Raw genomic sequence first — 18679 nt, 5'->3', positions numbered from 1 at the left:
GCTCTGAGGACCGTCGAGGGGGCAGTTCGACGGCGTGTCGTGCCGGTCATGCGCGGGGCAGGGCCGCGTGGCGGCGACAGAGCGAGGGTGGGGGCGTCAGCGGCCGCGACCGGGGACCGGCAGCCCGAGCCACCCGCGGGGGCGGTGGTGCGCGCCCCCGACACGCTCGACGCCGACGAGCCGCGGATAGCGCGCCCTGACCGCGGTCTCGATCCGCTCGTGCAGCGTGGAGCTCGCGGCCGGGCAGTCCTCGCAGGCGCCGCCGAAGTCCAGCGTGAGGCGGTCGTCGGCCGCATCCGCGACGGTGATCACCCCGCCGTGCGATGCGACGTAGCCCGCGAGCTCGCCGTCGAGGATCTCCCGCGCGACGAGGCCGAGCAGCTCGTCCGACTTCTCGTCGATCTCCCAGCCGGGCAGGTCGAGGGCGGCCGCGAGAGCGTCGCGGATCCGCGGCCCGTGCTCGGTCCACGACTGGCCGGGCGCGAGCCAGGTCCACACCCCGCCGCGTTCGACGAACATCCTCGTCAGCACCCCGTACTCGAGCAGGGGCCCGACGGTCCCCGGAGCGGCGGTCACGCGACCGACGGGCAGGTCGACGTCGACCACCCAGCGAACCGCCGACGGCTGGCCGGGGACGGCCTGAGGATGCAGTGCGCGCGTCATGTGAGGACTCCGACGATCGTGTGGGCGAGGAACGCCATCAGCCACGCGACCACGCCCAGGTGGACGAACGCGATCAGCGGCCAGCGCCACGTGCCGGTCTCGCGGCGCATGACCGCCAGCGTCGACATGCACTGCATCGCGTAGACGAAGAAAATCAGCAGCGCCGCGATGGTGGGCGGCGTGAACACCTTCTCGCCGGCCCGCGGACCGTCGGTGTGGGTCATGTCCTTGAGGGCCGCCGTCGGGTTCTCCGGATCTGTGGCGGCGGCGACCTGGCCCATCGTCGAGACGAACACTTCGCGGGCGGCCAGCGAGGAGATGACGCCGACGTTGACCCGCCAGTCGAAGCCCAGCGGCTCGAACACCGGCGCGATGGCGCGGCCGACCGCGGCGGCGGCGGAGTGGTCGAGGGTGTAGGCCGTCACCGCGACGCTGTCGGCCGGGTCCACCCCGGCGGCCACCAGTTCGGTGTCCCCGCGCAGCGGCAGGTTGAGCAGGCCCCACAGGATGACGGTGGTGACGAGGATGATCGACGTGATCTTGCGCAGGAACGCGGCGCACGCGTCCCACACCGAGATGAGCACGGTCCGCAGCCTCGGCAACCGGTAGCTCGGCATCTCCATGTAGAACGGCAGGCCCATCCCCGAGCGGCCGACGATCCGCTTCCAGAACCACGCCGACGTCATCGCCGACGCCGCGCCCAGCAGGTAAAGGCCGAACATGATGGCGCCTTGGGCGCCCACCGGGCCCCAGCGCACGTCCGAGGGGACGAGCATGCCGATCAGCAGCACGTAGACGGGCAGGCGCGCGGAGCAGGTCATGAGCGGGGCGGCCATCATCGTGGCCAGCCGGTCCTTGGCCGACGGCAGCGTGCGGGTGGCCATGATGCCGGGGATGGCGCACGCCATCGAGCTCAGCAGCGCGACGAACGCCCGCCCCTCCAGTCCGGCCGACGCCATCACCCGGTCCATGAGATACGCCGCCCGCGACAAGTACCCCGAGCCCTCGAGGAGGGAGATGAGCACGAACAGCAGCGCGATCTGCGGCAGGAACACCAGTACCCCGCCGACACCGGCGAGGATCGCGTCGGCGACGAACCGGCCTAGCCACTCGACGGGGATCGACGAGCGGGCCAGCTCTCCGAGCCACGCGAAGGCCTCCTCGATGAGCCCTTGGAGCGGGGCGGCGACGGCGAAGATCGTCTGGAAGAAGGCGAACATCGTCGCGAAGAAGATGAGCGTCCCCCACAGCGGGTGGAGGAGCACGCCGTCGAGCCGGCCCGTACGCGAATCGGGGTCCGGGGGCGCGAAGTGCCCGGCGGCGAGGACCGACTGCGCCCAGCCGACGACCTCGTCGGGGGCCGTGGGCGGCAGGACCGGCGGCGTCGGCCACAGCGACGGCCCGGCCAGCACCCGCCGCAGGGACTCGACCCCCCGTCGCTCGCCCGCGACGACCGGCAGCACCGTGACGCCGAGGGCCCGACCCAGGCGCTCCGGGTCGACGCGGCCGCCGCGGCGCAGCAGTTCGTCGACGAAGGTCAAGACGACGACGGTGGGCAGCGCGGCCTGCTGCACCTGCGCCACCAGGCCCAGCCCTCGTCGCAGGTTCGTGGCGTCGACCACGACGACCACGCCGGCGAGTTCGGCGGCCTCGTCGAGCACCTGCGCGACGATCTCCTCGTCGGGGCTGATCGGGTCTAGCGAGTAGGTGCCGGGGAGGTCCTCGACGACGATGGGGCCGGAGTCGGTGTCGACGCGACCCTCGTACCGCGACACCGTGACGCCGGGGTAGTTGCCGGTCTTCGCGCGCAGCCCGGTGAGGCCGTTGAAGAGGGTGGTCTTGCCGGCGTTGGGGCTGCCGACGAGCGCTATGCGCGGCGCACCGGTGGGCGCTGCGACGGGGGCGCCGCCGCCGTGGTGGTGCGCGTGGCTCATGCGGCGACGAGGATCCGGCGGGCCTCGGCCCGGCGCAGGACGATCTCGATGCCGCCGACGCGGAACATCAGCGGGTCTCCAAGCGGCGCGCGGCGCAGCGGGACGACGGGCTCGCCCGGCATGAAGCCGAGGTCGAACAGGCGGCGGGCGACGGCGTCGTCGGAGTCGAACGCGGCGATGGTCGCGGCCACGCCGACGGGGAGCGTGTCGAGGGACCGCGTGGTGCCGTCGGCCAACGCCTGCGCGGTGGCGCACCGTCGGCTCACGAACCGTTCCACCAGACTCATGGAAATTACGCTAACACCGCCTCACCTAATGCCGCGGCGCGGGGTGCGTTAATGAGCTGAGGCTTCCCTAACCCGGCGTCCCGGCCGATCACGCGAACCCCACCCCTCGGTCGCATGCCCTGACTAGGGTGGAACCGATCCCGTCTGGAAGGCATCTGTCACCATGCAGTACACGCACCTCGGCCGCTCCGGCCTGCTCGTCTCGCGCCTCGTCCTCGGCACGATGAACTTCGGCCCGCACACCTCGGAGGAGGACGCTCACGCCATCATGGACCGAGCCCTCGACGCGGGCATCAACTTCTTCGACACCGCCAACGGCTACGGCGGACAAGGACACCGCGGCCGGACCGAGGAGATCATCGGACGCTGGTTCGCGAAGTCGGGCCGCCGCGACGAAGTGGTCCTGGCCACCAAGTGCTACGGCTCGACCCTGGACGAGGACAAGCCGAACTACTCGAAGCTGTCGGCCGTCAACGTCCGGCGCTCCGCCATCGCGTCGCTGGAGCGGCTGCAGACCGACCACATCGACCTCTACCAGATGCATCACGTCGACCGCGCCACCTCCTGGGACGAGGTGTGGCAGTCGATGGATCGCCTGGTCGCGGCCGGCGACATCGTCTACGTCGGGTCGTCGAACTTCGCGGGCTGGCACATCGCCGCCGCGAACGAAGCCGCGAAGGCGCGGCACTCCCTGGGACTGGTCAGCGAGCAGTCGCTGTACCACCTGGGCGCGCGCACCGTCGAGCTCGAGGTGCTGCCCGCCGCCCGGCATTACGGGCTGGGTGTGATCCCGTGGTCGCCGCTCGGTGGCGGCCTGCTGGGCGGGGTGCTGCAGAAGATCGAGTCGGGCCGCCGCGCGGACGCCGGCATGCTCAGGCGCGTCGAGGAGAACCGTGCGCAGCTCGAGGCATGGGAGTCCTTCTGCCGCGACCTCGGCGAGGCGCCCGGCGACGTGGCCCTCGCGTGGCTGCTGCACCAGGACGGCGTGACCGGCCCCATCATCGGCCCGCGCACCATGGAGCAGCTCGACAGCGCCCTGCACGCCTTGGAGATCGAGCTCGACGAGTCCGCCCTCAAGCGGCTCGACGAGATCTTCCCCGGCCCCGGCGGCGCCGCGCCGGAGGCGTACGCCTGGTGACGAGAGGGTGACACGAGTGGCCGCGATCCAGAGCCTCGACGAGGCCCGCCGCATCCTCATCCTCAGCGGCGCCGGCCTGTCCACCGCCGCGGGCATCCCGGACTTCCGGGGCCCCGAGGGGCTCTGGACCCGCGACCCCTATGCCGAGCTCGTGTCCACGCTCTCCTGGTACCTACGCGACGACGACGTCCGCAAGGCGGCCTGGCGCCGCCGGGCGGACCCGGCGATGTGGGCCGCGCAGCCGACGCGCGCCCATCGGGCGATCGCCGCGCTGGAGAGGGCCGGCCGGCTCCGCGCGATCGTCACGCAGAACACCGACGGCCTGCACCAGGTGGCGGGCAGCAGCCCCGAGCTGGTCCACGAGATCCACGGCTCAGCCCGCACCTGGCGGTGCGAGATGTGCGGCCGCACGGGGCCGATGGCCGAGATGCTCGAGCGGGTCGCGGCGGGCGACGAGGACCCGCGGTGCCCGGTCTGCGGCGGGATCACCCGCGCGACCGTCGTCCTGTTCGAGGAGGTCCTCGACGCCGACGTCCTCGGCGCGGCGGTGGCGGCCGCCGAGGACTGCGACGCGATCGTCGCCGTCGGCACCACCCTCGGCGTCTATCCCGTCGCCGGGCTGTTCCCGCTCGCCGTCGAGCACGGTGCGTTCGGCGTCATCGTCAACGACGCGCCGACGGCCTACGACGACGTCGCTCATCAAGTGGTCCGGGGCAGACTCGACGATGAGCTCCCGGCGCTGCTCGGCGTGGCCGATGACTGACCCGCTCGAGGTCATCGAGCGCGTGCTGCGGGCCGTCGAGCAGGTCCCCCACGGCCACGTCGTGAGCTACGGCGACATCGCCGCCCTCGTGGAGACGTCACCCCGCCGCGTCGGCGCCATCATGGGCGAGTGGGGCGGCGAGGTGGCATGGTGGCGGGTCACGAGCGCCGCCGGGCGGCTCCCCGAGCCGCTCGTCCCGCTGGCCCGGAAGCAGTGGCAGCGCGAGGGCATCCCCGTCGACGGCGACCACTGCGTCATCAGCCGCTGCCGGGCCGACCTCACCCGGCTGGCCGCTGACTACGCGGACGCCGTCGAAGACCTTTCCTGAACAACCCTTCCACACGCCCCTGATATGCAGGAGACTGGGCAGTGGGGGGCTCCCGCGCGGCGTCCGCGGCGCGGTCGAGGAGGCACCATGTCAGAGATGCAGGGCCCCGTGTCCGGGATGACACAGGCCGTGATGAGGTCGTCGAACCTCGCGTTGGTCATGCGGAAGGTCGCCGACCACAGTGGGCGCATTTCGCGCGCCGACATTGCCCACCAACTCGGGATGACGCGCTCGACGGTGTCGCGGCTCGTCGACGACCTGATCGACGGCGGCCTCGTCGCTGAGGGCACCGCGTCCGGCACGGGTCGCGGCCGGCCCGCCGTCCCACTGTCGCTGCGCCGGGGGACGGCGCTGGGCCTCGGCTTGCAGGTGGGGGTCGGTCGGCTGTCAGCGGTGCTCGTCGATCTCGACGGCACCGTTGAGGCCACCGCTGAGACCATGACCGATGTCCCCAAGCTCGGGCTGGCTGCCTCCGTCGAGGAGCTGCAACGGCTCTCCGGCCAGGTGCTGGGCTCACTGCCCGAGGGCGGGCACCTGATCGGTGCGTTCGCCGCCATCCCTGGTCTGCTGGACGTGCGCAGCGGCCGGGTGGTGCGCGCCCCCAACCTCGGCTGGGACGGCGAGTCCCTCGGGGCCCACTGGACGCTGACGCACGAGGGCGGCCGGGTCCCGCTGGCGGCGGCCAACGATGCCACGTGCGCGGCCGTGACCGTGATGCGCTCGGACCCCGACTCGTCGTTTCTGCTGCTGTGCGGGGACGTCGGCATCGGGGGTGCGCTGTGCCGGGACGGGACGCTGGTGCTCGGCGAACACGGATGGTCCGGCGAACTCGGGCACATCTGCGTCGACCCCCGCGGTGTCCCGTGCCGGTGCGGGTCGATCGGCTGCATGGAGACGATCGTCAGCCTCCCGGCGCTGCTGTCGGCGTCGCGCCAACCGTCGCTGGAGGCCTACCGCCGGGCATTGACCAACGGAGACGAGCGGGCCGAGGCGGTACTTCGCCGGACCGTCGGCGCGCTCGGCATTGGGCTGGGTGCCGCTATGAACGTCTGGGACGTGTCGACCATCCGGCTGTGCTGCTACTTCGCCGAACTCGAGCCGTGGCTGAGGGAGCCGTTGACGCGCCAGCTCATGGGCCGCGTCGTGTGGGGGCGCAAGGCGCACATCGACGTCGGCGCGCTCCCGGCTCTGCCGCTGCGGCCGGCGATCGGTGCCGGGCTCATCGCCCTCGGCCCCGTGGTCAAGGACCCCGACTCGTTCCTCACGCGCGGCGCCGCCTGAGGCGTCGCTTCCACAGCCCCCCACACAGTTGTCCACACCCGGATGTGGACGCCTGACGCGGGATCGACGGGGTTGTCCACACCACCTGTGGAGAACTGTGGGGCCGTGTGGGTAGCGCTCAGCTCGTAGCGTCGACGACGGGCTCGGCCTCGACGTCGGACACCGCGCGCGTCCTCGCCCACGACCACAGCACCACACCGGCGACGATCATCGGCAGCGACAGCCACTGCCCCATGCTGAGTCCCAGCGACAGGAAACCGAGGTGCGCGTCGGGCTCGCGCCAGAACTCCGCGACGAACCGGAAGAACCCGTAGCCGGCCAGGAATGCACCGGCGATCTGGCCGCGGTACCTCGGCTTGCGGGCGTACCACCACAGGAGGACGAAGAGCAGCAGGCCTTCCAGGAGCATCTGGTAGAGCTGCGACGGGTGGCGCAGGACGTCGCCGCCGGTGGGGAACCGCATCGCCCAGGGCAGGTCCGCCGAGGCCTCGCGCCCCCAGAGCTCACCGTTGATGAAGTTGCCGAAGCGCCCGGCGGCCAGGCCGATCGGGACCGCGGGCACCAGGAAGTCCGCCACCTGCAGGAAGGGGCGCCCCTTCCGCCACCCGAACCACGCCAGCCCGAGCACGACGCCGATCGCGCCTCCGTGGAAGCTCATCCCGCCGTCCCAGATCTTCACGATCTCCAGCGGGTTCGCCAGGTAGAAGCCCGGGTTGTAGAACAACGTGTAGCCCAGCCTTCCGCCCACGAGGACACCGACGATGGAGTTGAGCAGGATGTCCTCGATGTCGGTCGCGCCCCACGGCTCGGGCTTCGTGATGGAGCGGTACGGCTCGTGGTGCAGCCGTCGGCGCATCAGCAGGTAGGCGAGGCCGAACGCGAGCAGGTACATGATCGCGTACCAGTGGATCTTCAACCCGAAGAGGTTGATCGCCACCGGGTTGATGTTCGGGAAGGGCAGTTCGAGGGGCATCACGCGCCCAGCTTTCCACACGGCCGCAACCTTGGCCGCCGCCGCTATCCGCGGCGGTGAAGGCGGGCGGTGTCAGTCGTCCTCGTCGTCGGCGTCCGGCTCCCAGGCGCGCGGCGAGATGTCGGGGCGGTTGGCCCACGGCTCGTCGAGGAGCGGCGAGGAGATGAGCAGGTCCGCGGTCGCGGTATTGCACGCCATCGGCACGTTCCAGACGGCGCCGATGCGCAGCAGCGCCTTGACGTCGGGGTCGTGCGGCTGCGGCTCGAGCGGGTCCCAGAAAAAGATGAGCGTGTCGATGCGGCCCTCGGCGATCATGGCGCCGATCTGCTGATCGCCGCCGACGGGGCCCGACAGGAGCCGGGTCACGGGGAGGCCGAGCTCGTACTCGAGCATCGTGCCGGTGGTCCCTGTGGCGAACAGGGTGTGGTGGCTCAGGGTGCCGCGGTTGAAGTTGGCCCAGCTGAGGAGCTCGGCCTTCTTGTTGTCGTGGGCCACGAGAGCGATGTTGTGCTTGATGCCGGGCATGTCTGCCGCCTCTCCGGGGTGCGGTGACGGGGAGTCACCTGCACATTTCTTCCTAGGGAGCCTCATCTGTGCATATGCACGCAAGAAGCTCTCTAGGAAGAATTGTGTCGCTCATCCGGCGTTCGGCGCCAGACCGAACCACGCCCGCGACGCCGCGCCGATCGTCTCGGACAATGTGCCGCCACCCGAACTGGTCACCACCAGGCCGTAGACCATCCGCACGCCCGTGAGGACGTCCGCCACCTCGAGGTCCTCCCGCACCTCCCCGACAGCGATCGCGACGTGGGGCGCGAACGTTGTCCTCGACGACGGCGAGCGCCAGGTCGATCCGGCTGTGGACGTGGCGATTCTCCGCTGGCTGAGGTGCCGCGCAGCGGCCTCGAAGCCTAAGAAACGCAAGCCACCCACCCACCGGTACCCCACTTCCCGTGTCTATCGTTTTACGATAGATTAATCTCGTTCCTCGATAGACAGGAGTCGGGACATGGGCAAGGCCTCCATCACCGTGCTGCGGGTGATCATCGCGATCGCGCTGCTCGGATCCCTCGCGGTTCAAGTCGTGATCGTGCCGCTGCTGTGGCTCGACATGGACGGGGGCCGGCCCGACATCACGATCCCCATCCTCGCTATCGTCGTGCTTGGCGTCGGGACGCTCCAGGTCACCGCGGTGTGCATCTGGATGCTCCTCACGCGCGTCCGCCGCGGCACGGTGTTCTCGCCGTCGTCGTTCCGCTACGTCGACACCATCATCGGCGCCATCGCGACGGCGTCGGTGCTCACGTTCGGGCTCGCCGTCGTGGGCGCCTACGCGAACCGCACCACGCCGGGCGACGAGATCGCCCCGGGCCTCGTCGGGATGATCTGCGGGGTGTCGCTGGTCATCGCCGGAGTCGCGCTCGTTGTCTACGTGATGCGGCAGCTTCTGGCGCAGGCGGTCGCGTTCCGCTCCGAGCTGGACGAGGTGATCTGAGTGGCCATCGTCGTGGACATCGACGTGCTGCTGGCGAAGCGCCGGATGTCCGTCGGGTCGCTGGCGGAGCAGATCGGCATCACGCCGGCGAACCTGGCGGTGCTGAAGAACGGGCGCGCGAAGGCGGTGCGGTTCACCACGCTGGAGGCGCTGTGCGAGGCCCTCGACTGCCAGCCCGGTGACCTGCTGCGGTGGGAGCCCGACGAAGCGTGACCCGCGACACCACCGTGGGCGGGCTGTGCCAAGGTGGAGGCATGCAGAAGTCAACATTGGGCAGGACCGGCCGTGAGGTCGGCGTGGTGGGTCAGGGCTGCTGGCAGTTCGGCGGCGACTGGGGCGACGTGAGCGACGACGCCTCGATGGGCGTGCTGCACGCCGCCGCGGACGCCGGCGTGACCTTCTTCGACACCGCCGACGTCTACGGCGACGGGCACAGCGAGGAACTGGTCGGCCGATTCCTCAAGGAGCGCCCCTCCGACGACATCATGGTGGCCACCAAACTCGGCCGGCGCGCCGCCCCGCACACCCCGGAGCAGTTCACGCGCGAGAACCTGCGCGCCTGGACGGAGCGGTCGCGGCGGCTGCTGGGCGTCGACACCATCGACCTGACCCAGCTCCACTGCCCGCCCACGCCTGTCTACTCCGACGGCGCCGTCTACGACGCGCTCGACGAGATGGTCGAGGAGGGCTGGCTCCGCGCATACGGGGTCTCGGTGGAGACGGTCGACGAGGCCCTCACCGCGCTGGAGCGGCCGGGCGTCGCGAGCATCCAGATCATCCTCAACGTGTTCCGCCGCAAGCCGCTGGAGCGGGTGCTGCCGGCGGCTGCCGCGGCGGGGGTTGGGATCATCGCCCGGGTGCCGTTGGCGAGCGGTCTGCTGACGGGCAAGTTCACCGAGGACACCACCTTCGCGCCGGAGGACCATCGCACGTACAACCGGCACGGTGAGGCGTTCGACCAGGGCGAGACCTTCAGCGGCGTTCCCTACGGCGTGGGGGTGCAGGCGGCGCGGGAGTTCGCGTCGATCGTGCCCGAGGGTGTGACCCCGGCGCAGTTCGCGCTGCGGTGGATCATCGACCAGCCGGGTGTCTCCGTCGTCATCCCCGGCGCGAGCCGACCGGAGCAGGCGGCGGCGAACGCGGCGGCTGGGTCGCTGCCGTCGCTGACGGATGACCAGTTGGCCGCCTGCGAGCGGATATACGACGAGTACATCCGCGAGTACGTCCACGACCGCTGGTGACGCCTGGCTGCGCACCGGTCGCTGAGGTCGCGCCTGCACCGCTCGCTGAGGTCGCGCCTGAACCGTTCGCTGAGGTCGCGCCCGGTGCGCAGCACCCGGGCGAGTCTCGAAGCCGACGCCACCCCGCTCGCTGAGGTCGCGCCCGGTGCGGAGCACCCGGGCGAGTCTCGAAGCCGACGCCGCAGGCGTCGATCCCCCCACCCGGATGACCGACGCCTGCGCTACCTTGTGCCCGACGCCCCGCACGCCAGCCGCACCGACGAAGGATCGTTCCATGACGCAGTACCCCCAGGATCCGCAGCAGCCCCACGGCCAGCCCTCCGGCGATCAGCCGCAGTACGGCCAGCCCACCTCCCAGCCGCAGTTCGGCCAGCAGCCGTACGGAGCCCCGTACCAAGGCCAGCAGCCCTACGGCGCCCCGTACCAAGGCCAGCAGCCCTACGGCGCGCCGTACCAGGGCCAGCCGCCGTACGCCCCCGGTGGTCAGGTGGGTCAGAAGTCCAAGATCGTCGCCGGCATCCTCGGCATCCTGCTCGGCGGCCTGGGCATCCACAACTTCTACCTCGGCTTCACCAAGAAGGCTCTGGCTCAGCTCCTCATCACGGTGCTGTCCGTCGGCTTCCTCTCCTGGGTCTCCGCGATCTGGGGTCTGGTTGAGGGCATCCTGATCCTGGTCTCCAAGTACGGCGAGCAGTGGCACCGCGATGCCGCCGGCTTCGAACTGGCCGACTGATCTAGCCCCGATCTGTTGAGGGCCCGTCGACGACTCGGCGGGCCCTCAGCATTCCCTCCGAGTGGGATTCCGGGCAGATGGCCCGCATAGAGACCCAACTCCCCGGATTCTCACTTGATTAGTCGGAGGTGCCGGACCGCCTACGCCACTCGTGCCAGATACGACACCGGATCGAGACTGCATTGCTCCGAGATGGCTCCCTGCAATCCAAACAGGCGGGGTTGATCCCGGAAGTCGAACACCCGGTAGAGGTGGTACTGGTCCCGGTCCGCCTCCGACCGAGCCAGCTCGTTGCGGGAGACGAAGAAGGGCGTGAGTTCGCCGAACGACGTGGTCTTCACCTCGATGAGGCGCTCGCGCCCGTCGAGGTCGAAGGACAGAACGTCGAAGCCCAGCCCGTCGCCCATGCTCGCTGCAACGTGCTCAACCCGAGCAGCCAGCGACTTTTTTCCGGCGGCGTCAAGCCTCCGCGCCTCGAATTCGGCCACGAAAAGCTCACCGGCCTGGCCCAGTGACCGGTTGCGCGCCTCCTGTGCAAGATAGTCCCGAACCAGGTGCCGGAAGGTGGGCCGCCAGGTCTCGGCAGGGCGCTTGGCCGCTGGCGGAGGATCGACCCACACAATGTCCATGGCAGGGATGCTGACCTCTGCAGCCGGTCTGCCCACCGCGGCTTCGACGGCTTGGTCGACCGAGCGATTGCCCCGCAGCCTGTCCTCGACGACGTCGAAAAGGAGGCCTTGGTAGTTCGCGAGCGGCTTGTACCCCCGGATGTAGGGGTACCCCAACTGCAGCATCACGGCGCTGATGTTGCAGTGCTTGAAGTCGATGGACTTGCGGCTCCGTCCCTCGAGTTGAGCCATCAATCCGCTAGCGTGATGCGCCTTGGAGTACCTCTGTCCATTCAGTTCAAGCTCAAGCATGCGTAGGTAATCCGACACGCAGGCCTCGACTTCTAGCCGAGACCAATCCTGTCCGGTTGCCACGCGTACCCCTCTTCGTGCAAGTCAACGTGCCCACAGTAGTCCGCCAGTGGAGCCAGGCTAGGCACGATTCCCAGGTTTGGCCGCAAAGACCACGGCCATGTCGTAGTTCGGAACCCGAACTCCCCTCGTCCAGTTCTCCACATTCTCGCGGCCGACGACGAAACCGAGCCGCTCGAACGCCGGCCTCGCCGTACGGCTGGCGTGGGTCACCACGCGGGACACACCCCGCCGTCGGGCCTCCTCCAGGACGGCCCCGACGAGCAACCTCGCCACACCCTGCCCGCCGACGTCCGGGTGCACGAACAGCATGTCCAGCACCCCGTCGTCGGTGAGGTCGCTGAACCCCACCACGCGCTCCCCCTGAACCGCGACCACTGTCCAAGCTGCCGCACGCCGGCGACCCCAGGCCTCGAGGTCCACCTCGTCAGGTGACCAGGCCTCCACTTGCTCGGGCGTGTAGTCCGCCGCGGCCGTCACGCGCACCGCCGCGTGGAAGACCTGCCAGGTTGGCTCGGCGTCGGTGTCGCGGTAGGGACGAAGGGTCGCGGCCATCCGGCAACGCTATCCCCAAGACACTGTCGCGGTGCGTCACCCGGTGGCGATGCCGAGACAACGAACCAGCCAACGCGCCATTCGATCCACCCGATGGCAGACTCCTGGGTATCCAGCAACGAGGACAAAGCTGAGATCAGGCGAGGACCCGGGCGCCCACACGCCGGTCACCTTCGAGAGCTGTTCCCACGTCGAGGGGCCGTTCTACCACGGCACGAAGTCGGCGGTGGAGGCCGGCACCGAGCTCGTTCCCGGCTACGGCTCGAACTTCCACGCGGGGCGGGCGTCGAACAACATCTACTTCTCGGCGCTGGTGGAGACAGCCGTGTGGGGCGCGGAGCTGGCCACTGCGCTGGCCGGCAGCGCCGAGCGCGGTCACGTGTACGTCGTCGAGCCCACGGGTCCGTTCGAGGACGATCCCAACGTGACCAACAAGAGGTTCCCCGGCAACCCCACGCAGTCGTACCGGACCCGGCACCCACTGCGCGTCGTCGCGGAGGTGAAGGAATGGGAGGGTCACGAGCCGGCGGTGCTGAACGGGATGCTGGACCACCTCGCGCAGCTCCGTGAGCAGGGCCTCGACGTCATCGAGGACTAGGGCGTGTCTCCCATATTGCGGGTGAGGCGCGCGGCAGTGTGAGGTCGTGACGAATCAGCGATCGCGGTTCCGGGTCTTCAGTGATGAGGAGTGGGCGCTGATCGAGCCACTGCTTCCCTCGAACGAGGGCCGCAGGGGTCATCCGTTCGGGGACAACCGCAGGGTGGTCGAGGGCATCGCCTACCGGTACCGAACCGGGATCCCGTGGCGTGATCTGCCGCGCGAGGAGTTCGGCCCTTGGCAGACTGTGTGGAAGCGCCACCGCCGCTATGCCGCCGATGGCACCTGGGACCGGGTCCTCGCGCGGATCCTGGCCAAGGCCGACGCCGAGGGGAAGATCGAGTGGACGGTGTCGGTCGACGCCACGATCGCGCGCGCTCATCAGCACGCCACGAACACCAAGCGCCCCGAGCAGGACACAGGGGGCTTCATCGAACTACAAGAAAGCTCCGTTCGAGGAGGTTGAACCCGCAGGTCACGGCGTCGGACGCTCTCGCGGCGGGCTGACCACGAAGATCCATCATGCTGTTGACGGCAAGGGTCGCCCGCTGGCGATCGTGGTCACCGGAGGACAACGCAACGACGGTGCGATGCTCGCCGAGGTCCTCGCCGACATCAACGTTCCACGTCTGGGTCGCGGCCGGCCACGTACTCGGCCCGACGTGGTGATCGCCGACCGTGCCTACTCCACCGGTGTCATCCGCGGGGAGTTGCGCCGGCGTCGGATCACCGCTGTGATCCCGGCCAAGAGCGACCATGTCGCCGCCAGGAAGCGGCGCGGCCGTGCCGGTGGTCGACCACACTGGTTCGACGCGGAGACCTACAAGGACCGCAATGTCGTGGAGAGATCCTTCAGCAAGGTCAAACAGTGGCGCGGCCTGGCGACCCGCTACGACAAGCTCGCCATCACCTACCGCGCCGCTGCCACGATCTTCGCGATCATCACCTGGCTACGCACATAAGGGAGACACGGCCTAGCCGCTGGGAGCGGGGAATCGACCCCGGGGGTCATCGGTGGGAGGTCTCGAAGGGTCGTCGCGCACCCCGCAGCTCGCACAGAACCTCACGCCACGACCCTTCGAGACGCGCCGCGCCGCTACGCGGACGACGCTCCTCAGGGACCGAGAGCTGCCCGCACAGAACCTCACGCCACGACCCTTCGAGACGCGCCGCGCCGCTACGCGGACGACGCTCCTCATGGACCGAGAGCTGCCCGCACCGATCCTCACACGACCACCCTTTCGAGACCACACCGCGCCTCTGCGCGGGCGACACTCCTCAGGGAACGAGTAGGTGATCGAGACAGGCGGCCAGGCGGCTCTAGAGGACGTACTCGAACAGGTGGAACTGGTCCAGCTCAGTGCCGTCGTAGCGCACCGTGTGGCAACCCAGGTCGGTGAAGCCGTACCGTGCGTAAAGCCTTCGCGCGGGGAGATTCTCGACGTAGGTGTCCAGGCGCACAGCCCTGCAGCGCCGTTCGCGTGCGACCCGGATCGACGCGTCCACGAGGAACCGGGCCACGCCCAGCCCGAGATGGTCAGGCACGACGCCGAGTGCGTGGACGATCAGCACCTCATGCGGCTCGGCCTCGATCGCCCAACCGGCCTCCCGGTAGGCGTCGACGGCGTCGTGATTGAGCACGACGACTCCGGCGATGGCGTCATCAACGTCCACGGCCAGGTGCAGCTCACCGGCCTCGATCCACCCGGCGACCTCCGCCGGCGTCGGGTGGTTCTCGGTGTGCCAGTGGGGGAAGTCCACGGTGTCGGCGAGGTGGTCGATGATCCTCCGGTAGGCCGCCTGCGCCGCCGAGGTGTCGTGCGGCTCGGCCCGTCGGAAACTCAAGTCCATGCCGTGGTGTCCTTCCGTCGATCGGTCGTCAAGCGCAGAGGTGTGGAGGGACAGCATGCCACTGACGGACGACGAGGGGGCCGCGCACCCACACGCGGCCCCCTCGTCGATCCGTCTCTCAGGACACCAGCGCGAACACCCCCCAGGTGAGGAGGAATCCGGTCAGGCCGAAGATGGTCGACAGCACCGTCCAGGTGCGTAGACCGTCCTTGACGCTCAGTCCCAGGTACTTGGTGACGATCCAGAATCCCGAGTCGTTGATGTGGCTGAGGCCGAGTCCGCCGAACGCGATGGCCAATGTCACCAGCGTCATCTGCGTGCCCGAGTAGCCCGCGTCCATGATCGGCTGGGCCAACAGTCCGGCGGCGGTGAGGATGGCCACCGTCGCCGAGCCCTGCGACGCGCGCAGCGCCAGGGAGATGAGGAACCCGGCCAGGATGATCGGCATGTTGATGCTGATGAGCGCCTCCGAGAAGGCCTTGCCGATTCCCGAGGTGACCAGCACGTTCGCGAACACGCCGCCGGCGCCGGTGACGAACACGATCACCGCGACATCGGGCAGCGCGGATTCCAGCACCGACCCACGCTTACCCAGCGACCAGCGCTGGTTGTGCCCGACCACCAGATAGCCGACGACGACCGCCGTCAGCAGCGCGATCGGCGACGCCCCCAGCATGCCGACGAGGCCCCGACCGAACGTGCCCTCCTCCAGGGTCATGTTGCCGACGGTGCCGACCATGATCTGCAGGATCGGCAGGAGGATCAGCGCGATGACGGTGCCCGCGCCCAGGACCCGCTTGGGGCCGTCGACGGCCTCGTCGTGGATGGCGGCGGACTTCGTCGCGGGAGACTCGAGCAGTTCGTACTTCTCGGGCTTGAACATCTTGGCGGCGAAGAAGCCGATGACCGCTGTGACGGCGGCGATGGGCAGGCCCCACAGCAGCATCATGCCGACGTCGGCGCCGGTGATGCCGGCGGCGGCCACCGGGCCCGGGTGCGGCGGCAGCGCGACGTGGACGGTGAGCATGGCGCCGGCGACGGGCAGGCCCAGAGCGAGGGGGTTGATCTTCGCGACGCGGGCGAACCCGAACACGATGGGCGCGAGGATGATGAAGCCGACGTCGAAGAAGACGGGGATGCCCAGCACGAAGGCTGCGGCGGTGACGGCGGCCACGACGCGCTTCGGGCCGAGGACGGCGGAGAACTTCTCGGCGAGGGCGTCGGCGCCGCCGGACACCTCGATGAGTCGGCCGAGCATGGCGCCCAGCCCGACGACGATCATGACGCTGGCGAGGGTGTTGCCCATGCCGGCGGTCATGGTGGGGACGATGTCGGTCAGCGCGATGCCCGTGGCGAGCGCGGTGCCGAAGGCGACCAGCAGCAGGGCGACGAACGCCGACATCTTGATCCGGATGACCAGGATCAGCAGCAGGATGATGGCACCCAGCGCGATGCCCAGCAGAGTTCCGGCTCCCATGGCTCAGCCCTTCTTCGGCGTGACGAGGGTGATGACCGAGGAGTCGTCCATGGCGCCCTGCCCGTTGGCCAGACCCTGGAGGTAGAGCTGCTCGGCAGCCGCCGCCACGGGCACGGGCATGCCGACACCCTTGGCTGCGGAGGTGACGATCCCCATGTCCTTGACGAAGATGTCGAGCCGCGACTTCACCTCGGCCGCCTCGCCGTCGTAGGCCTGGATGGCGCGGGGTCCGCGGTCGCCCAGCATGAAGGAGGCTGCCGCGCCGGACATCAGCGCCTCGAGGGCCTTGGTCTGGTCGAGCCCGAGTTCGCCCGCCAGCGCCAGCGCCTCGGCGGCGGCCGCGATGTGCACGCCGCACAGCAGCTGGTTGACGGTCTTCATGCTCTGACCCTTGCCGGGGGTCTCGCCCACCCACACGAGGTTGGACGCCATGGCCTCCAACACGGGGCGGCAGTGCTCGTAGACGGCCGGGTAGGCGCCGACGGTGACCAGCAGGTCGCCCTTGCCGGCGCGGGCGGGTCCGCCGGAGACGGGGGCGTCGGCCAGGCCGATGCCGTCGTCGGTCAGGCGCGCGGCCACGGCCTCGACCGCCTGGATGCCGACCGTGGACGTGAGGATGATGGCGGCGCCGCGGCGCAGCGCCGGGACGATACCTGCCGCCCCGTAGAGGAGCTCCTCGAGCTGGGCCTGGTTGCGGACGGCGACCAGGACGATGTCGGCGCCGTCGACCGCGTCGCGGGCCGAGGGGCGGCACGTGATGCCCGCGTTGGCGGCGAGCTGGACGCGCGCGTCCGCGATGTCGAAGGCGGTGACGGAGAATGTCTGGGCTAGCCAGGTGGCCATGGGCAGGCCCATGGCGCCGAGTCCGAGAACAGCGATGTTCATGGAAGTGGGGGTCCTTTCGGGGGTGGTCAGGCGTGGTTGAGGGTGTCGACGACGGCCGCGAGTGAGTCGGCGGCGCCGACGTTGCCCGCGAAGACGACGTAGGGGATGCCTGCGGCGGGGCCGTCCTGGCCCGACCACAGGGAGACGATGCCGGGCAGCATCGGCCCGATGACGGTGGCGTGGCGGAAGCCCAGCCCCTTGGTGGCGACGTCCGAGGACGTGATGCCTCCCTTCGCCACGACGAACCGCGGCGGGTTGGCGGCCAGCACGCGCTGGACCACCTCGACGACGGCGGCGGAGACCTGCCGGGAGATGTGCAGCGATTCGTGGCCGTCGGCGCCGGTGACGAGCGTGCGGGAGGTCCGCACCACGACGTTGCCGTCGTTCAGGGCGGCCGCGGCGCGGGTGGCGACGTCCTGGACATGGGTGTCGCGGACGGCGGGGTCGGTGACCTGCGCCACCTCGATCTCGAGTTCCAGCGGATTCTGCTGCTCGCGGAGGTGGGTGAGCTGCCGGGTCGTCAGATCCACGTGGCTGCCCACCACGATGAGACCGCCGGTGGCCACGGCGTGGTCCCCGCGGGAGGAGCGGATCTCGTCGACCGTGACGGGCGTTCGGACGGCCTGGCCGATGCGGGCGCGGCAGAACGGCGGCCCGACGCGGTAGACGAAGCGGGAACCGGCGGCCTCGGCGTCGATCAGCGCCAGCGCGAGGAGGCGGAGGTCCTCCTCCTCGACGATGTCGACGACGATCACGCGGGCGTCGGAGGCGGAGCGGAGGAGCGCGACGGTGTGCGCGCGGTCCGTCCGGAGCGTGGTGAGGTCGATGAGGATGACGTCGTCGGCCAGGATCTCCCCCTGCGTCTTCTCCTCGACCCAGTCGGCCAGGCGTGATGAGCGGTAGCCGAAGGTGGCGTCGCGGGCGAACTCGGTCTCCCCCACGGGGGTGAAGCCCGCGTCGCGGGAGCCGGCGTAGTGCACGCCGTCGACCGTGATGCGCCCGGCGTCGCCGAAGGCGGGGACGACGACGATCCCGTCAACCCCGTGGCCCGTGGCGGCGCGGATCTCCTCGGCGATGGTGCGCGGTTCGAGGGGGAAGTGGCCGCGCAGGGTGGAGTCGGAGCGGGACACGAACGCGACGGGGGAATCGCCCGCCGCCTCGAGCGCGGCGGCGACCACCTCGCGGTTGACCCGCTCCGCGTCGGCGGGTGCCAGGGAGCGCGAGTTGGTCATGACGTAGATGGCGGGCTTGCCGGTGGCGAACGCCCAGCGGAAGTCGTCGGCCTCCCAGGCGGTCAGCACGGGCAGATCCGCGACGGACTGCGTCCCGGTCGGGTCGTCGTCGAGGACGACGTAGATGGTGTGGTCGCCGGCGTCGCGGCGTGCCGTGGCGACGTCGTCCGCGGACACGGGCACCGCCGCCGCATGGTTGCTCAACAGATCGGACAGTTCCACTGTCATGTCACTCCTTTGTGCTCAGACCTCAGAGGTCTTAGGA

General features: G+C 70.0%; 21 protein-coding genes and 1 pseudogene. 10 read left to right on the top strand and 12 right to left on the bottom strand.

Annotation, left to right across the window (positions count from 1 at the left end; genetic code table 11):
• Positions 1-96: 96 nt before the first annotated feature.
• Genes BCR15_RS08800 through BCR15_RS08790 form a run of 3 tightly spaced genes read right to left on the bottom strand, consistent with a single transcriptional unit; the run spans position 97 to position 2884 of the window.
• Positions 97-663 (bottom strand): NifU family protein, encoded by a 567-nt coding sequence (locus BCR15_RS08800; protein ID WP_068751834.1) that lies wholly within the window; start codon positions 661-663, stop codon positions 97-99.
• The gene (feoB, locus tag BCR15_RS08795) at positions 660-2597 is read right to left on the bottom strand and encodes a ferrous iron transporter B (RefSeq protein ID WP_068751833.1); all 1938 of its coding nucleotides are present in this window, start codon (positions 2595-2597) and stop codon (positions 660-662) included. Before feoB ends, BCR15_RS08800 begins: the two co-directional genes overlap by 4 nt.
• Positions 2594-2884, bottom strand: a complete 291-nt coding sequence (locus BCR15_RS08790; RefSeq protein ID WP_068751832.1) for a FeoA family protein — start codon at positions 2882-2884, stop codon at positions 2594-2596. The genes feoB and BCR15_RS08790 overlap by 4 nt, the downstream gene beginning before the upstream one ends.
• Positions 2885-3047: 163 nt before the next feature.
• Between BCR15_RS08790 and BCR15_RS08785 the strand changes: the two genes are divergently transcribed.
• From BCR15_RS08785 to BCR15_RS08770, 4 genes are all read left to right on the top strand, one after another.
• A complete protein-coding gene (locus tag BCR15_RS08785; protein WP_068751831.1) occupies positions 3048-4022 on the top strand; it encodes an aldo/keto reductase in 975 nt (324 codons plus the stop codon).
• Positions 4023-4038: 16 nt separating this feature from the next.
• Positions 4039-4785: an SIR2 family NAD-dependent protein deacylase gene (locus BCR15_RS08780; protein WP_068751830.1), complete on the top strand. Its 747-nt coding sequence runs from the start codon at positions 4039-4041 to the stop codon at positions 4783-4785.
• Positions 4778-5113 carry an MGMT family protein gene (locus BCR15_RS08775; protein WP_068751829.1) on the top strand — a complete coding sequence of 112 codons (336 nt, stop codon included), beginning with the start codon at positions 4778-4780 and terminating at the stop codon, positions 5111-5113. The genes BCR15_RS08780 and BCR15_RS08775 overlap by 8 nt, the downstream gene beginning before the upstream one ends.
• Positions 5114-5200: 87 nt before the next feature.
• Positions 5201-6394, top strand: a complete 1194-nt coding sequence (locus BCR15_RS08770) for an ROK family transcriptional regulator (protein WP_176715215.1) — start codon at positions 5201-5203, stop codon at positions 6392-6394.
• Between the two features lie 118 nt (positions 6395-6512).
• Here the strand turns inward: BCR15_RS08770 and lgt are convergent, their stop codons facing one another.
• From lgt to BCR15_RS08755, 3 genes are all read right to left on the bottom strand, one after another.
• Positions 6513-7367: a prolipoprotein diacylglyceryl transferase gene (gene lgt / locus BCR15_RS08765; protein ID WP_068751828.1), complete on the bottom strand. Its 855-nt coding sequence runs from the start codon at positions 7365-7367 to the stop codon at positions 6513-6515.
• Between the two features lie 72 nt (positions 7368-7439).
• Positions 7440-7892 carry a methylglyoxal synthase gene (locus BCR15_RS08760; protein WP_068751827.1) on the bottom strand — a complete coding sequence of 151 codons (453 nt, stop codon included), beginning with the start codon at positions 7890-7892 and terminating at the stop codon, positions 7440-7442.
• 111 nt (positions 7893-8003) lie between these two features.
• Positions 8004-8291 (bottom strand): hypothetical protein, encoded by a 288-nt coding sequence (locus BCR15_RS08755; RefSeq protein WP_141680086.1) that lies wholly within the window; start codon positions 8289-8291, stop codon positions 8004-8006.
• An 85-nt stretch (positions 8292-8376) separates the two neighbouring features.
• Between BCR15_RS08755 and BCR15_RS08750 the strand changes: the two genes are divergently transcribed.
• From BCR15_RS08750 to BCR15_RS08735, 4 genes are all read left to right on the top strand, one after another.
• Complete coding sequence (locus BCR15_RS08750) at positions 8377-8862, top strand: DUF2975 domain-containing protein (protein ID WP_068751825.1); 486 nt, start codon at positions 8377-8379, stop codon at positions 8860-8862.
• On the top strand, positions 8863-9075 hold the full coding sequence (locus tag BCR15_RS08745) for a helix-turn-helix domain-containing protein (RefSeq protein ID WP_068751824.1): 213 nt from the start codon (positions 8863-8865) through the stop codon (positions 9073-9075).
• Positions 9076-9116: 41 nt separating this feature from the next.
• The gene (locus BCR15_RS08740) at positions 9117-10103 is read left to right on the top strand and encodes an aldo/keto reductase (RefSeq protein ID WP_068751823.1); all 987 of its coding nucleotides are present in this window, start codon (positions 9117-9119) and stop codon (positions 10101-10103) included.
• A gap of 274 nt (positions 10104-10377) precedes the next feature.
• A complete protein-coding gene (locus BCR15_RS08735; RefSeq protein ID WP_068751822.1) occupies positions 10378-10836 on the top strand; it encodes an NINE protein in 459 nt (152 codons plus the stop codon).
• Between the two features lie 140 nt (positions 10837-10976).
• On the opposite strand, the gene BCR15_RS08730 is transcribed toward BCR15_RS08735, so the two are convergent.
• Both BCR15_RS08730 and BCR15_RS08725 read right to left on the bottom strand, forming a co-directional pair.
• Positions 10977-11696 carry a protein NO VEIN domain-containing protein gene (locus tag BCR15_RS08730; RefSeq protein WP_197971730.1) on the bottom strand — a complete coding sequence of 240 codons (720 nt, stop codon included), beginning with the start codon at positions 11694-11696 and terminating at the stop codon, positions 10977-10979.
• Positions 11697-11876: 180 nt separating this feature from the next.
• Entirely contained in the window at positions 11877-12371 is a 495-nt protein-coding gene (locus BCR15_RS08725) for a GNAT family N-acetyltransferase (RefSeq protein WP_068751820.1), read from the bottom strand.
• A 130-nt stretch (positions 12372-12501) separates the two neighbouring features.
• On the opposite strand from BCR15_RS08725, the gene arr reads away from it, so the two are divergent.
• The gene (gene arr / locus BCR15_RS08720) at positions 12502-12969 is read left to right on the top strand and encodes an NAD(+)--rifampin ADP-ribosyltransferase (protein ID WP_068752006.1); all 468 of its coding nucleotides are present in this window, start codon (positions 12502-12504) and stop codon (positions 12967-12969) included.
• A gap of 46 nt (positions 12970-13015) precedes the next feature.
• Positions 13016-13931 (top strand): annotated as a pseudogene (locus tag BCR15_RS14355) (IS5 family transposase).
• 358 nt (positions 13932-14289) lie between these two features.
• Here the strand turns inward: BCR15_RS14355 and BCR15_RS08705 are convergent.
• The 4 genes from BCR15_RS08705 to BCR15_RS08690 form a co-directional block, all read right to left on the bottom strand.
• Positions 14290-14820, bottom strand: a complete 531-nt coding sequence (locus tag BCR15_RS08705; RefSeq protein WP_068751818.1) for a GNAT family N-acetyltransferase — start codon at positions 14818-14820, stop codon at positions 14290-14292.
• Positions 14821-14938: 118 nt separating this feature from the next.
• Complete coding sequence (locus tag BCR15_RS08700) at positions 14939-16297, bottom strand: GntP family transporter (protein WP_068751817.1); 1359 nt, start codon at positions 16295-16297, stop codon at positions 14939-14941.
• Between the two features lie 3 nt (positions 16298-16300).
• On the bottom strand, positions 16301-17182 hold the full coding sequence (locus tag BCR15_RS08695; protein ID WP_068751816.1) for an NAD(P)-dependent oxidoreductase: 882 nt from the start codon (positions 17180-17182) through the stop codon (positions 16301-16303).
• 26 nt (positions 17183-17208) lie between these two features.
• A complete protein-coding gene (locus BCR15_RS08690; RefSeq protein ID WP_068751815.1) occupies positions 17209-18642 on the bottom strand; it encodes a four-carbon acid sugar kinase family protein in 1434 nt (477 codons plus the stop codon).
• Positions 18643-18679 lie beyond the last annotated feature (37 nt).

The organism is Tessaracoccus lapidicaptus, assembly GCF_001693815.1.
Taxonomy (GTDB): Bacteria; Actinomycetota; Actinomycetes; order Propionibacteriales; family Propionibacteriaceae; genus Arachnia; species Arachnia lapidicapta.
The sequence above is the reverse complement of the archived record's forward strand: the minus strand, read 5'-3'. Positions and strand labels throughout refer to the sequence as shown.